Origin of the sequence: Pseudomonas sp. B7, assembly GCF_016735645.1 — a bacterium.
Classification (GTDB): Bacteria; Pseudomonadota; Gammaproteobacteria; order Pseudomonadales; family Pseudomonadaceae; genus Aquipseudomonas; species Aquipseudomonas glycinae.
Genome location: NZ_JAERRE010000010.1, coordinates 39,658 through 53,409, shown reverse-complemented (window position 1 = coordinate 53,409; position 13,752 = coordinate 39,658). Strand labels below are relative to the sequence as shown.

The 13,752-nt window shown below is 61.1% G+C and carries 14 protein-coding genes; 13 read left to right on the top strand and 1 reads right to left on the bottom strand.

Features of this window, described 5'->3' with window-relative positions; genetic code table 11:
• Positions 1–45 precede the first annotated feature (45 nt).
• From fliN to flhB, 6 genes are read left to right on the top strand one after another with little or no spacing between them, the layout of a single operon-like run.
• Complete coding sequence (gene fliN / locus JKA62_RS21665) at positions 46–504, top strand: flagellar motor switch protein FliN (RefSeq protein WP_011333057.1); 459 nt, start codon at positions 46–48, stop codon at positions 502–504.
• Positions 505–963 carry a flagellar biosynthetic protein FliO gene (gene fliO, locus JKA62_RS21660; RefSeq protein WP_007951949.1) on the top strand — a complete coding sequence of 153 codons (459 nt, stop codon included), beginning with the start codon at positions 505–507 and terminating at the stop codon, positions 961–963. It abuts the gene before it with no gap.
• On the top strand, positions 963–1,721 hold the full coding sequence (fliP, locus tag JKA62_RS21655) for a flagellar type III secretion system pore protein FliP (protein WP_007951950.1): 759 nt from the start codon (positions 963–965) through the stop codon (positions 1,719–1,721). Before fliO ends, fliP begins: the two co-directional genes overlap by 1 nt.
• The gene (gene fliQ, locus JKA62_RS21650) at positions 1,718–1,987 is read left to right on the top strand and encodes a flagellar biosynthesis protein FliQ (RefSeq protein WP_007951951.1); all 270 of its coding nucleotides are present in this window, start codon (positions 1,718–1,720) and stop codon (positions 1,985–1,987) included. Before fliP ends, fliQ begins: the two co-directional genes overlap by 4 nt.
• A gap of 3 nt (positions 1,988–1,990) precedes the next feature.
• Complete coding sequence (fliR, locus tag JKA62_RS21645) at positions 1,991–2,776, top strand: flagellar biosynthetic protein FliR (RefSeq protein WP_201819372.1); 786 nt, start codon at positions 1,991–1,993, stop codon at positions 2,774–2,776.
• Positions 2,777–2,779: 3 nt separating this feature from the next.
• On the top strand, positions 2,780–3,919 hold the full coding sequence (flhB, locus tag JKA62_RS21640; protein ID WP_201819369.1) for a flagellar biosynthesis protein FlhB: 1,140 nt from the start codon (positions 2,780–2,782) through the stop codon (positions 3,917–3,919).
• A 111-nt stretch (positions 3,920–4,030) separates the two neighbouring features.
• Here flhB and JKA62_RS21635 read toward each other — a convergent pair whose 3' ends face one another.
• Positions 4,031–4,405 carry a DUF6124 family protein gene (locus JKA62_RS21635; protein WP_201819367.1) on the bottom strand — a complete coding sequence of 125 codons (375 nt, stop codon included), beginning with the start codon at positions 4,403–4,405 and terminating at the stop codon, positions 4,031–4,033.
• A 528-nt stretch (positions 4,406–4,933) separates the two neighbouring features.
• On the opposite strand from JKA62_RS21635, the gene flhA reads away from it, so the two are divergent.
• The 7 genes from flhA (at position 4,934) to JKA62_RS21600 (ending at position 13,748) form a co-directional block, all read left to right on the top strand.
• Positions 4,934–7,063, top strand: a complete 2,130-nt coding sequence (gene flhA / locus JKA62_RS21630) for a flagellar biosynthesis protein FlhA (RefSeq protein WP_011333069.1) — start codon at positions 4,934–4,936, stop codon at positions 7,061–7,063.
• 11 nt (positions 7,064–7,074) lie between these two features.
• Positions 7,075–8,415, top strand: coding sequence for a flagellar biosynthesis protein FlhF (gene flhF, locus JKA62_RS21625; protein ID WP_007951958.1), 1,341 nt, complete (start codon positions 7,075–7,077; stop codon positions 8,413–8,415).
• 113 nt (positions 8,416–8,528) lie between these two features.
• Positions 8,529–9,359 (top strand): flagellar synthesis regulator FleN, encoded by an 831-nt coding sequence (gene fleN / locus JKA62_RS21620; protein WP_003222917.1) that lies wholly within the window; start codon positions 8,529–8,531, stop codon positions 9,357–9,359.
• The gene (gene fliA / locus JKA62_RS21615; RefSeq protein ID WP_011333070.1) at positions 9,356–10,096 is read left to right on the top strand and encodes an RNA polymerase sigma factor FliA; all 741 of its coding nucleotides are present in this window, start codon (positions 9,356–9,358) and stop codon (positions 10,094–10,096) included. Before fleN ends, fliA begins: the two co-directional genes overlap by 4 nt.
• A 167-nt stretch (positions 10,097–10,263) precedes the next feature.
• Complete coding sequence (locus tag JKA62_RS21610; protein WP_003183998.1) at positions 10,264–10,635, top strand: chemotaxis response regulator CheY; 372 nt, start codon at positions 10,264–10,266, stop codon at positions 10,633–10,635.
• 17 nt (positions 10,636–10,652) lie between these two features.
• Positions 10,653–11,441 (top strand): protein phosphatase CheZ, encoded by a 789-nt coding sequence (locus tag JKA62_RS21605; RefSeq protein WP_011333071.1) that lies wholly within the window; start codon positions 10,653–10,655, stop codon positions 11,439–11,441.
• Between the two features lie 39 nt (positions 11,442–11,480).
• Positions 11,481–13,748, top strand: coding sequence for a chemotaxis protein CheA (locus tag JKA62_RS21600; RefSeq protein WP_201819364.1), 2,268 nt, complete (start codon positions 11,481–11,483; stop codon positions 13,746–13,748).
• Positions 13,749–13,752 lie beyond the last annotated feature (4 nt).

The following is a 13,752-nucleotide window of genomic DNA, read 5'->3' as shown; positions in this document are numbered from 1 at the left end:
ACTCCCTGATTCTTTTACCGGTTTTTTGCCCGCCGAGGACAAATGATGAACGACGATATGAACACCCAGGACGATCAGGCACTGGCCGATGAATGGGCTGCCGCCCTGGAAGAAACCGGTGAAGCCGGGCAGGCCGACATCGACGCGCTGCTGGCCGCCGACGCAGGTACTTCGAGCTCCAACCGTCTGCCGATGGAAGAGTTCGGCAGCGTGCCGAAGAACAACGACCCGGTGACCCTCGACGGCCCGAACCTGGACGTGATTCTCGACATCCCGGTGTCGATCTCGATGGAAGTGGGCAGCACCGACATCAACATCCGCAACCTGCTGCAACTCAACCAGGGTTCGGTGATCGAGCTCGATCGCCTGGCCGGCGAGCCGCTGGACGTGCTGGTCAACGGCACCCTGATCGCCCACGGTGAAGTGGTCGTGGTCAACGAAAAGTTCGGCATCCGTCTGACCGACGTGATCAGCCCGAGCGAACGCATCAAGAAGCTGCGCTGAGTGAAAAAGGTTCTGGGTGCCTTGTTCGGTCTGGCGCTGGCGTTGCCGTTCAGCGTGCTGGCGGCCGAGCCGGTGGCGACCACCGCGGCGGCTGCTGCGCCAGCCGTCAACAGCGGCGTGGCCGGTCAGCTGACGCAACTGGTGCTGGGTCTGTTGCTGGTGCTGGGGTTGATCTTCTTCCTCGCCTGGCTGCTGCGCCGGGTGCAGCAGGCCGGTCCCGCCGGCAAGGGGCAGGTGATCGAATTGATCGGCTCCCGCGCGCTCGGGCCGCGTGACCGTCTGATGCTGGTGCAGGTCGGCAACGAGCAGATTCTGCTCGGCCTCAGCCCCGGAACCATCACTGCGTTGCACGTGCTCAAAGAGCCGGTCGAGGTGCCGAGCACCGCCGACAAAGCGACACCGGAATTTGCCCAGCATCTGTTGAAGATCCTCGGCAAGGATCAGAAGGATAAGAAGTAATGGGTGCGTTGCGCATCGTCTTGACCCTGGCCTTGATGTTGGCCGCGCCGCTGGCATTTGCCGCCGATCCGTTGTCGATCCCGGCGATCACCCTGGGCACCAACGCCGAGGGCGCGCAGGAGTACTCGGTCAGCCTGCAGATCCTGCTGATCATGACGGCGCTGAGCTTCATTCCGGCCGCCGTCATCCTGATGACCAGTTTCACCCGGATCATCATCGTCTTCTCGATCCTGCGTCAGGCCCTCGGCCTGCAGCAGACTCCGTCGAACCAGATCCTCACCGGCATGGCGCTGTTCCTGACGCTGTTCATCATGGCGCCAGTGTTCGATCGCGTGAACAACGATGCCTTGCAGCCGTACCTTGCGGAAAAGCTGACGGCCCAGCAGGCAGTGGAAAAGGCCCAGGTGCCGATCAAGGACTTCATGCTCGCCCAGACCCGCTCCAGCGATCTGGAGCTGTTCATGCGCCTGTCCAAACGCACCGACATCGCGACGCCGGATCAGGCGCCGCTGACCATTCTGGTGCCGGCGTTCGTGACGTCTGAACTGAAGACCGCGTTCCAGATCGGCTTCATGATCTTCATCCCGTTCCTGATCATCGACCTAGTGGTGGCGAGCGTGCTGATGGCGATGGGTATGATGATGCTGTCGCCGCTGATCATTTCCCTGCCGTTCAAAATCATGCTGTTCGTGCTGGTGGATGGCTGGGCGCTGATCATCGGCACCCTGGCCAGCAGTTTCGGAGGTGTATCGCCATGACGCCAGAAGTAGCGGTCGACATCTTTCGCGAAGCCCTGTGGCTGACCACCATGATGGTGGCGATTCTGGTGGTGCCGAGTCTGTTGGTGGGCCTGCTGGTGTCGATGTTCCAGGCCGCGACCCAGATCAACGAACAGACCCTGAGCTTCCTGCCGCGTCTGCTGGTGATGCTGGTGACGCTGATCGTCGCCGGCCCGTGGCTGGTGCAGACGTTCATGGAATACATCACCCAGTTGTACAAAAACATTCCGATGGTCATCGGCTAAGCCATGCAATCGCTGCTTCAGCTGACCGATACCCAGATCAGTACCTGGGTGGCGACGTTCATGCTGCCGCTGTTTCGCGTCGCCTCGATGTTGATGGTGATGCCGGTCTTCGGAACCACGCTGGTGCCCCGGCGGATCCGTCTGTATTTCGCCTTCGCGATCACCGTGGTGATCACGCCCAACCTGCCGCCGATGCCGGCGGTCAGTCCTCTCGACCTCAGCGGCCTGCTGCTGATCGCCGAGCAGATTCTCGTTGGCGCGGTGCTGGGTTTCTCGCTGCAATTGTTCTTTCAGGCTTTCGTGGTGGCCGGGCAGATCGTCGCGATCCAGATGGGCATGGGCTTCGCGTCGATGATCGACCCTACCAATGGCGTGTCGGTGGCGGTGATCGGGCAGTTCTTCACGATGCTGGTGACGTTGCTGTTCCTGTCGATGAACGGACACCTGGTGGTCTTCGAAGTGCTCACCGAAAGCTTCACCACGCTGCCGGTCGGCGGCGGGCTGATGACCACGCATTACTGGGAACTGGCCGGCAAACTCGGCTGGGTGCTGGGCGCCGCGTTGTTGCTGGTGCTGCCGGCGGTCACTGCGCTGCTGGTGGTCAACATCGCCTTTGGCGTGATGACCCGCGCCGCGCCACAGCTGAACATTTTCTCCATCGGCTTTCCGCTGACCCTCGTACTCGGCCTGTTCATCGTCTGGGTCGGGATGGCGGACATTCTCAATCAGTATCAACCGCTGGCCACCGAGGCCTTGCAGTTTTTACGCGAACTGGCAAAGGCGCGCTGAGTCATGGCTGAGAGCGAAAGCGGTCAGGACAAAACAGAAGACCCCACGGAGAAGCGCAAAAAGGACTCCCGGGAAAAGGGTGAGATTGCGCGCTCCAAGGAGCTCAACACGCTGGCGATCATGCTCGCCGGCTCTGCCGCGCTGCTGATTTTTGGCGGGATGCTGGCGCAGGATTTGATGGACCTGATGCGCCAGAACTTCACGCTGTCGCGGGAAGTGATCATGGACGAGCGCTCCATGGCGACGTTCCTGATGAGTTCCGGATTGCAGGCTTTGCTGGCGATTCAGCCGATCATGATCACCCTGTTGGTGGCGGCTTTCCTCGGGCCGATTGCGCTGGGTGGGTGGCTGTTCGCCGCTGGTTCGCTGGCGCCCAAGTTCAGCCGGATGAACCCGGCGGCGGGCCTCAAGCGGATGTTCTCGATGAAGGCCGTGATCGAGCTGCTCAAGGCGCTGGCCAAGTTTCTCATCACGCTGGGTGTGGCGCTGGTGGTGCTCAATTCGGACATCGACGACCTGCTGCGCATCGCCCACGAGCCGCTGGACCGGGCGATCATTCACAGCTTGCAACTGGTGGGCTGGAGCTCGCTGTGGCTGGCCTGCGGTTTGATCATCATCGCCGCCGTCGACGTGCCCGTGCAGATCTGGGAAAGCATCAAGAAGCTCAAGATGACCAAGCAGGAAGTGCGCGACGAGCACAAGGATCAGGAAGGTCGGCCGGAGGTCAAGCAGCGCATTCGCCAGCTCCAGCGCGAGATGTCGCAGCGGCGGATGATGGCGGCGATTCCGGATGCCGACGTGGTCATCACCAACCCGACCCACTACGCCGTGGCGCTCAAGTACGACGCCGAGAAGGGCGGGGCGCCGATGCTGCTGGCCAAGGGCAGCGACTTCCTGGCGCTGAAGATCCGCGAAATCGCCGTGGCCAACAACGTCATGCTTCTCGAATCGCCGGCGCTGGCGCGTTCGATCTATTACTCCACGGAGCTGGAAGAAGAAATCCCTGGGGGGCTGTATCTGGCGGTCGCCCAGGTACTGGCCTACGTCTACCAGATCCGCCAGCACCGCGCGGGCAAGGGCAAGTTCCCGGAACCGCTCAAGGACGACCTGCCGATCCCGCCGGATCTGCGGCGTGATTCCTGATTGTGATGAAGCAAAAAAACCGCCATCCGGTTGCAGCCGGTGGCGGTTTTTTTTATGCCTGATGACCTGTGTTGCCTGTGAGGCCGCCTTCGCGACACATCTCTCAAGCCTTTACGCGGAGGTCTGCGATGGCGGCAGTTCCAGATTATCCAGCACCCGATTCACTGCCAGCTCGCCGAGCATGATCAGTTGCGCAATCCCCACCAGCGTCCTGCGCTGCGAGGCGGGCATGAGGTGGGTGAAGTCATTGACGATGGTTCTGGCTGAGGCCAGGGTTTCGCAGGCATCGGCCAGCAGTTCTTCGTTTTTGAAGTCTGCGGTGACGGCGTACATTCTGCGGGTTTTGCGCGGTGGTGGCCTGGAGCCGGGCGGGCAGAGATAGTGGTCGAGGGCGCGGTCGGCGGCTTCGTGAAGTTTTCTGGAGTCGGCGGATTCGTAGGGCGAGGCGGGGTCGGTTACGGGTGGGTTGGGTGTTGGTTTGATCATGGTGAAGCTCCTTTGGGGTGGAGCCGCCAAATCCAGTCGCTAAACAGGAAGGGTGGCGGCTGTACGCAGGTTAGCGAACCGGTCAAAGGCACCCGGTAGACCACAAGGGTCTCCCGCATACAGCCACCATAACGAAATTGCAGACATACAGATCCGCAACGAAGCCTGGCACGCTGGTGCACCTTTAAATTGAGCCGAGTCGCTAAACCCGATCGCTGATTCGTCAGCGACCGATCCACAATAGAACCCGACCCCACAGCGCACAAGCCGGCGGATTCTGGCGTAGCCGTAGGCAACGGCGCAAGGATTCGTAGCCTGTAAGGCGTGTCTGAAGGTGTCTTTTAAACACCTGAGTTTAAAAGGCAGTTTTTGCTGACTTCTAGCGAAAGCGACATCCCACCCAGCAGAAAAAACACGCCCAAACCCCTCTGTTTCAATCATCGGCAAAAGTTGGAAGGCTTCTTGCAGTAGCCGCCGTGCGCCTGCTTCGGGCGTCAAAAGTTTGCTTTAAAGGAACGGGGAAAACCGGTGGATCGCTCTCAGTTAATCAACAGTGCTCGCTCGAACATTGCCGACCTCAGTCGAGGCAATCTGGGTGTGCCGCTGTTGCTGCTGGTCATGCTGGCGATGATGATGTTGCCGGTGCCGCCGTTCCTGCTCGACGTGTTCTTCACCTTCAACATTGCCCTGTCGATCGTCGTGCTGCTGGTCTGCGTGTACGCCTTGCGGCCGCTGGATTTTGCGGTGTTCCCGACGATCCTGCTGGTGGCGACGCTGTTGCGACTGGCGCTGAACGTGGCGTCGACGCGGGTGGTGATGCTCCACGGTCAGGACGGCCACGCCGCCGCCGGTAAGGTGATCCAGGCCTTCGGTGAGGTGGTGATCGGCGGTAACTACGTGGTCGGTATCGTGGTCTTCGCGATCCTGATGATCATCAACTTCGTCGTGGTGACCAAGGGTGCTGGCCGGATCTCCGAGGTGAGCGCTCGCTTCACCCTCGATGCGATGCCCGGCAAGCAAATGGCGATCGACGCCGACCTCAACGCCGGTCTGATCGACCAGGCGCAGGCCAAGGCCCGTCGTCAGGAAGTGGCTCAAGAGGCAGAGTTCTACGGCTCGATGGATGGTGCCAGCAAGTTCGTCCGTGGTGACGCCATCGCCGGCCTGCTGATTCTGTTCATCAACCTGATCGGCGGCATGGCCGTCGGTATCTTCCAGCACAACATGACTTTCGCCGACGCGGGCAAGGTTTACGCCTTGCTGACCATCGGTGACGGTTTAGTGGCGCAATTGCCATCACTGTTGTTATCTACAGCTGCAGCGATCATGGTGACTCGTGCTTCCGGCTCGGAAGACATGGGCAAGCAGATCAATCGCCAGATGTTCGCCTCGCCCAAAGCGCTGGCGGTGGCGGCCGGTCTGATGGCGGTCATGGGTCTGGTGCCGGGCATGCCGCACTTCTCGTTCCTGAGCATGGCTGCCCTGGCTGCCGGTGGTGCTTACCTGTTCTGGAAGAAGCAGAACGTCGCCAAAGTGCAGGCGCTGCAAGAGGTTCAGCGTCAACAGGAACTGCTGCCGTCGCCGGCCCGCGCCATGGAAACCAAGGAGCTGGGCTGGGACGACGTGACCCCGATCGACATGATCGGCCTGGAAGTCGGCTACCGCCTGATTCCGCTGGTGGACCGCAACCAGGGCGGGCAATTGCTGGCGCGGATCAAGGGCGTGCGCAAGAAGCTCTCGCAGGATCTGGGCTTTCTGATGCCGACCGTGCACATCCGCGACAACCTCGACCTCGCGCCGAGCGCCTATCGCCTGACCCTGATGGGCGTGATTCTGGCCGAAGCCGAGATCTACCCGGATCGCGAACTGGCGATCAACCCGGGGCAGGTCTACGGCTCGCTCAACGGCATTACCGCCAAAGATCCGGCTTTCGGCCTGGAGGCGGTGTGGATCGAAGTCAGCCAGCGCGCCCAGGCGCAATCGCTCGGTTACACCGTGGTCGATGCCAGTACCGTGGTTGCGACCCACTTGAACCAGATTCTGTACAAGCACTCCAGCGAGCTGATCGGCCACGAAGAAGTGCAGCAATTGATGCAATTGCTGGCCAAGAGCTCGCCGAAACTGGCTGAAGAGCTGGTGCCGGGCGTGGTCACGCTGTCGCAACTGCTCAAGGTGTTGCAGGCGTTGCTGGCCGAGCACGTGCCGGTGCGCGATATCCGCAGCATTGCCGAGGCCATCGCCAACAATGCCGCCAAGAGTCAAGATACCGCCGCTTTGGTGGCTGCTGTGCGGGTTGGCGTATCGCGCGCCATCGTCCAAAGCATTGTAGGGACTGAGTCGGAGCTGCCAGTTATCACGCTGGAGCCAAGGTTGGAACAAATATTGCTCAATAGTCTGCAGAAGGCAGGACAAGGCTCGGAAGAGGGCGTTCTGCTGGAGCCGAGCATGGCCGAGAAGCTGCAGCGTTCGCTGATCGAAGCGGCGCAGCGCCAGGAAATGCAAGGTCAGCCGGTGATTCTGTTGGTAGCAGGCCCGGTTCGCGCGATGCTCTCGCGCTTTGGTCGCCTGGCAGTTCCCGGACTGCATGTGCTGGCCTACCAGGAAATTCCGGACAACAAGCAAGTGACCATCGTTGCGACAGTAGGGCCCAACGGCTGAGGTAGTGGTTTATGCAAGTTAAGCGTTTTTTCGCCGCCGATATGCGTCAGGCCATGAAGCTGGTTCGTGATGAGCTGGGCGCTGATGCCGCCATCATTGGCAACCGCCGCATCGCTGGCGGCGTCGAGCTGACCGCGGCGCTCGATTACAAACTGTCTGCGCTGGCCCCGCGTGTTCCGAACATGGAACTCGAGGATGAGCTGCGCAAGACCCAGTCGCGCATTGTCACCGCCCAGGCCGAGCTGAGCCTGCGTGGCGAAGCCGACGGCAACACCAATCGCCAGTTGTTCGCCGGGCTGCCGTTGACGGCCGGCCTGCCGCTGACCGCTGCCGAGCCGCTGACCGAACCGACCTACGAAGCTCCGGCTCGTCCGGCACCGGCGCCTGCAGCGGTTTCCGCAGGCGTTGACCCGCGTGCTCTGGACTCGATGCGTTTCGAGCTCAACAGCCTGCGCGAACTGATGGAAGTGCAACTCGGCACCCTGGCCTGGAACCAGCTGCAAGGCAGTCGTCCGGCCCAGGCGAATCTGTACCGTCGTCTGCAACGCATTGGTCTGTCCGGCCCGCTGTCCCGTGATCTGCTGTCGATGATCACCGAGATCGACGAACCGCGTCAGGCCTGGCGCATGCTGCTGGCGCACCTGGCGCGGATGATTGCCGTGCCGGAAGTCGAGCCGCTGGAAGAGGGTGGGGTGATTGCGATGGTCGGTCCTGCCGGCATGGGCAAGACCACCACCCTGGCCAAGCTGGCCGCCCGCTACGTGCTCAAGTACGGCGCGCAGAACATCGCGCTGGTGAGCATGGACAGTTTCCGTATCGGCGCGCAGGAGCAGCTCAAGACGCTGGGCCGCATCCTTAACGTTTCGGTGACCCACGTCGATCCGGGCCAGTCCCTGGTGCAGGCGCTGGATCCACTGCTGCGCAAGCGCGTGGTGCTGATCGATACCGCCGGCCTGCAGGCCAGCGATCCGGCCCTGCGCATGCAGCTGGAAAGTCTGGCCGGTCGTGGCATTCGGTCAAAAAATTATCTGGTTCTGGCAACCACCAGCCAAAAACAGGTTCTAACCGCCGCTTATCACAGTTACAAGCGTTGCGGGCTGGCCGGCTGCATCCTGACTAAACTGGATGAGACGGCCAGTCTGGGCGAAGTGTTGAGCCTGGCGATCAGTCACGAACTGCCGGTTGCCTACCTGACCGATGGCCCACGGATTCCGGATGATCTGCATCTGCCGCGGCGTCATCAACTGGTCAGTCGCGCCGTCAGCGTGCAAATGCAGGAAGAACCCAGCGAAGAAGCCATGGCTGACATGTTCGCTGATATCTACCACAGTCCGACCAAGCAGGTTGGCTGAGGTAATGAACAGTTTTCGTACCTACATCGATGGCCTGCCACGCATTGTTCCGGTTGTGAACGCGCAGCCAGTAATGTGGCCTCCGTCTATGCAAGACAAGGTAAAGAAATAACATGGGCAGCATGCATCCCGTACAGGTGATCGCGGTGACCGGCGGCAAAGGTGGCGTCGGCAAGACTAATGTGTCAGTGAACTTGTCCCTGGCCCTGGCAGAGCTTGGCCGTCGGGTCATGCTGCTGGACGCCGACCTGGGGCTGGCGAACGTCGACGTTCTGCTGGGCCTCACACCCAAACGAACCCTGGCCGACGTGATCGAAGGCCGCTGCGAGCTGCGCGACGTGCTGTTGCAGGGCCCCGGCGGGATCCGCATCGTGCCGGCCGCTTCCGGCACCCAGAGCATGGTTCACCTGAGCCCGGCCCAGCATGCCGGCCTGATTCAGGCGTTCAGCGACATCGGCGACAATCTCGACGTGCTGGTGATCGACACCGCTGCGGGTATTGGTGACTCGGTAGTCAGTTTTGTGCGCGCAGCGCAAGAAGTGTTGCTGGTGGTCTGCGACGAGCCGACCTCGATCACCGACGCCTACGCGCTGATCAAACTGCTCAACCGCGATTACGGCATGAACCGCTTCCGCGTCCTGGCCAACATGGCCCAGAGCCCGCAGGAAGGTCGCAATCTGTTCGCCAAGTTGACCAAGGTCACGGATCGCTTCCTCGACGTCGCCCTACAATACGTCGGCGCGGTGCCCTACGACGAAAGCGTGCGCAAGGCGGTGCAGAAGCAGCGTGCGGTCTATGAAGCCTTCCCGCGTTCCAAGTGCGCACTGGCGTTCAAGGCGATTGCACAGAAGGTCGACACCTGGCCGCTGCCCGCCAACCCGCGCGGCCACCTCGAATTTTTCGTCGAGCGCCTCGTGCAGCAAACGGCAGGACCTGTGCTATGACCGCCAGCGGTATGAATTTCTACAAGAAGTCGGCGCGTGACGCGCAGTACGAGTTGATCGAGCGTTACGCGCCACTGGTCAAACGCATCGCCTACCACTTGCTGGCGCGGTTGCCGGCCAGTGTGCAGGTCGAAGACTTGATCCAGGCCGGGATGATCGGCCTGCTCGAAGTCTCGACCAAATATGACGCCAGCAAGGGTGCCAGTTTTGAAACGTACGCGGGCATCCGGATCCGCGGCGCGATGCTCGATGAAGTCCGAAAAGGGGACTGGGCTCCGCGCTCGGTTCACCGCAATACCCGTATGGTCAGCGACGCGATTCGCTCGATTGAAGCTAAAACCGGCCGTGACGCTAAAGATCACGAAGTTGCGGCCGAACTCCAATTGAGTCTCGACGATTACTACGGGATTTTGAACGACACCCTGGGCAGCCGCCTGTTCAGTTTCGACGACCTGTTGCAGGACGGCGAACACGAAGGGCTGCACGAGGATGGCGCCAGTGCTCATCTGGAGCCGTCGCGCGATCTGGAAGACGAACGTTTCCAGGCCGCGCTGGCGGACGCGATTGCCAATTTGCCGGAGCGTGAGCGACTGGTGTTGGCGCTGTACTACGACGAAGAGCTGAACCTCAAGGAGATCGGTGAAGTCCTTGGCGTCAGTGAATCGCGGGTCAGCCAGTTACACAGCCAGTGCGCGGCCCGCTTGCGGGGGCGTTTGGGGGAGTGGCGAGCGCGCTGAAGGCAGTGTGGGGACACTGCGAACGAGGCTGGTGCGGTGGTGAACGGCACCGGTCTTGCTCTGTTGTGCTCCAGACAGTCATCGAGTGTTTTGCCGGATTGATTGAAATGGCGCGTCCAGGTGCTGGGCGCGTTTAAGACTGCTTGGAGGTCGAATTGAACAAAGACATGAAAATCCTCATCGTTGATGACTTCTCAACGATGCGGCGGATCATCAAGAACCTGTTGCGAGATCTCGGGTTCACCAACACCGTTGAAGCCGACGATGGCACCACTGCCATTCCGGTGCTCAACAGCGGCAGCATCGACTTTCTGGTGACCGACTGGAACATGCCCGGCATGACCGGTATCGACCTGCTGCGCCACGTGCGCGCCGATGAAAAGCTCAAGCACCTGCCGGTGCTGATGGTGACCGCTGAAGCCAAGCGCGAGCAGATTATCGAAGCGGCCCAGGCCGGCGTTAACGGCTACGTGGTCAAACCTTTCACGGCTCAGGCGCTGAAAGAAAAAATCGAGAAGATTTTCGAACGCATCGGCTGATGACGCGCGGGGGAGCTATGGAGCATAACGAATCTTCACAGGGCGACTTCGAGTCGACTCTGAAAAAACACGCCGTCGAACTGGTCGAAAGCCTTGAAAAAGGCAAGTTCGGCGACGCCGTGCAACTGATCCATGAGCTCAATCAGACCCGTGACCGTGGCCTGTACCAGGAAGTGGGCAAGCTCACGCGTGAACTGCACAGTGCGATCGTCAATTTCCAGATCGATCCGCACATGCCACAGGCTGAGGAAGTGTCGCAAATCACCGACGCTACCGAGCGCCTGGGCTACGTGGTCAAACTGACCGAAGCTGCCGCCAACCGCACCATGGATCTGGTGGAAAGCGCGACCCCCGTGGTCAATGGCCTGGCTGACGAAGCCCAGGCCTTGAGCGCCGATTGGGGCCGCTTCATGCGCCGTGAGGTCGGGGCTGAGGAGTTCCGTGAGCTGGCGCGCCGGGTCGACGGTTTTCTGGCACGCAGCAGCGCGGACAACCGCGCCGTGTCGAGCAATCTGAACGACATTCTGCTCGCCCAGGATTACCAGGATCTCACTGGCCAGGTGATCAAGCGCGTGACCCAATTGGTCACCGAAGTCGAAAGCAACCTGCTCAAACTCGTGCTCATGGCCAGCCAGGTGGACCGCTTTGCGGGCATCGAACATGACCGTGCGGCGATGCTTGCTGAAAAAGATCCACAAAAACATCTCTCGCAGGGTGAAGGTCCGCAGATTCATGCCGATAAACGAGAAGACGTTGTGTCCGGTCAGGACGATGTGGACGATTTGCTATCCAGCCTTGGATTTTGAGTTTTTTTGGGTTTTTAGACCTGTAGGAGCACCCCATTAATGAGCTTCGGCGCCGATGAAGAGATCCTTCAGGATTTCCTGGTTGAGGCCGGCGAGATTCTTGAGCAACTGTCCGAACAACTGGTCGAGCTGGAAAGCCGCCCGGATGACGCAGATCTGCTCAACGCAATTTTTCGCGGTTTCCACACTGTAAAAGGGGGCGCCGGCTTCCTTCAGCTCAACGAGCTGGTGGAGTGCTGTCACATCGCCGAAAACGTGTTCGACATCCTGCGCAAGGGTGAGCGTCGCGTAGATGCAGAACTGATGGACGTGGTGCTCGAAGCGCTGGACGCGGTGAACAGCATGTTCAGCGAAGTCCGCGATCGCAGCCCGATCACTGCCGCCACCCCGGAACTGCTGGCCGCCCTGGCGCGTCTGGCCGAACCGCAATCGGCGGATGAAGTTCCGGCTTCGCCCGTTGCCGAGATGATCGAAGAACTGGTCGTCGAAGGCGATTCGGGTGACATCACCGATAACGAATTTGAACAGTTGCTGGACTCGCTGAACGCCGTCAAGGCCGAAGCCGAAGCCCCGGCGGCTGCCGCTGCGCCAGCTTCTGTTGAAGCGGCCAGCGATGAAATCACCGACGCCGAGTTCGAGTCGCTGCTCGATCAGTTGCACGGCAAGGGCCAGTTCGCGGCCGACGCCGTGGCACCGGCGGCCGCTGCACCTGCTGCTCCGGCGGCGGGCGACAGCTCGGACATCACCGACGACGAATTCGAAGCCTTGCTCGATCAGTTGCACGGCAAGGGCAACTTTGCCGTCGATGCGCTGGAGTCGGCGATTGCTGCGGTCCCTGCGACGGCTGCTCCGGCAGCGGCGGCGGCCGGTAGCGATCTGATCACCGACCACGAGTTCGAATCGCTGCTTGACGATCTGCATGGCAAAGGCAAGTTCACTGACGTCGCCACCGGTGCTGTCGTGACTGCCGGCAATGCTTCGGCTGTTGCAGCGCCAGTTGCGAAGGCCCCGGCCGCTGCGGCAAAACCTGCTGCAAAAACACCTGAGCCGAAAGCCGAACCCGCCAAGCCAGCCGCTGCGGCACCGGCTCCGGCCCGTGCACCGGCGACGCCGCCACCGGAAAAACCGACGACTGAAGCCGAAACCACCGTGCGTGTGGACACCGCGCGTCTCGACGAAATCATGAACATGGTCGGCGAGTTGGTGCTGGTGCGTAACCGTCTGGTGCGCCTGGGCCTGAACAGCGGTGACGAGTCGATGCAGAAGGCCGTGTCGAACCTCGACGTGGTCACCGCCGACTTGCAGACCGCGGTGATGAAGACCCGGATGCAGCCGATCAAGAAAGTCTTCGGCCGCTTCCCGCGTCTGGTTCGCGACCTGGCACGCCAGCTCAAGAAAGAGATCAACCTGGAACTGGTGGGCGAAGAGACCGACCTCGACAAGAACCTCGTCGAGGCACTGGCCGACCCGCTGGTCCACTTGGTGCGCAACGCCGTCGACCACGGCATCGAGTCGCCGGAAGAACGCGAAGCCTCGGGCAAGGCCCGTGGCGGCAAGGTGATCCTGGCGGCCGAGCAGGAAGGCGACCACATCCTGCTGTCGATCTCCGACGACGGCAAAGGCATGGACCCGAACGTCCTGCGTGCCATCGCCGTGAAACGCGGTGTGATGGACAAGGATGCCGCCGATCGTCTGAGCGACACCGAGTGCTACAACCTGATTTTCGCCCCGGGTTTCTCGACCAAGACCGAGATCTCCGACGTGTCCGGCCGCGGTGTCGGCATGGACGTGGTGAAGACCAAGATTTCCCAGCTCAACGGTTCGATCAACATCTACTCGACCAAGGGCCAGGGCTCGAAGATCGTCATCAAGGTGCCGCTGACGCTGGCGATCATGCCGACCCTGATGGTGATGCTCGGCAACCAGGCGTTCGCGTTCCCGCTGGTGAACGTCAACGAAATCTTCCACCTCGACCTGTCGACCACCAACGTGGTGGACGGCCAGGAAGTGGTGATCGTGCGGGACAAGGCGCTGCCATTGTTCTACCTCAAGCGCTGGCTGGTCAGCTCCGCCGCTCACGAAGAGCAGCGCGAAGGCCATGTGGTGATTCTTTCGGTGGGCACCCAGCGGATCGGCTTCGTCGTCGATCAACTGGTCGGTCAGGAAGAAGTGGTCATCAAGCCATTGGGCAAGATGCTCCAGGGAACCCCGGGCATGTCCGGCGCCACCATCACCGGTGACGGCCGCATTGCACTGATTCTCGATGTTCCGAGCATGCTCAAGCGTTACGCCGCACGGCGTATTTGAATCC

Bases quoted from the DNA above. Each gene is read 5' to 3' on its own strand.
- fliQ (WP_007951951.1), top strand. From the start codon at position 1,718: ATGACGCCAGAAGTAGCGGTCGACATCTTTCGCGAAGCCCTGTGGCTG.
- JKA62_RS21635 (WP_201819367.1), bottom strand. From the start codon at position 4,405: ATGATCAAACCAACACCCAACCCACCCGTAACCGACCCCGCCTCGCCC.
- fliA (WP_011333070.1), top strand. From the start codon at position 9,356: ATGACCGCCAGCGGTATGAATTTCTACAAGAAGTCGGCGCGTGACGCG.
- JKA62_RS21600 (WP_201819364.1), top strand. From the start codon at position 11,481: ATGAGCTTCGGCGCCGATGAAGAGATCCTTCAGGATTTCCTGGTTGAG.
- fliP (WP_007951950.1), top strand. From the start codon at position 963: ATGGGTGCGTTGCGCATCGTCTTGACCCTGGCCTTGATGTTGGCCGCG.
- JKA62_RS21605 (WP_011333071.1), top strand. From the start codon at position 10,653: ATGGAGCATAACGAATCTTCACAGGGCGACTTCGAGTCGACTCTGAAA.
- fliR (WP_201819372.1), top strand. From the start codon at position 1,991: ATGCAATCGCTGCTTCAGCTGACCGATACCCAGATCAGTACCTGGGTG.
- flhB (WP_201819369.1), top strand. From the start codon at position 2,780: ATGGCTGAGAGCGAAAGCGGTCAGGACAAAACAGAAGACCCCACGGAG.
- flhF (WP_007951958.1), top strand. From the start codon at position 7,075: ATGCAAGTTAAGCGTTTTTTCGCCGCCGATATGCGTCAGGCCATGAAG.
- JKA62_RS21610 (WP_003183998.1), top strand. From the start codon at position 10,264: ATGAAAATCCTCATCGTTGATGACTTCTCAACGATGCGGCGGATCATC.
- fleN (WP_003222917.1), top strand. From the start codon at position 8,529: ATGGGCAGCATGCATCCCGTACAGGTGATCGCGGTGACCGGCGGCAAA.
- fliN (WP_011333057.1), top strand. From the start codon at position 46: ATGAACGACGATATGAACACCCAGGACGATCAGGCACTGGCCGATGAA.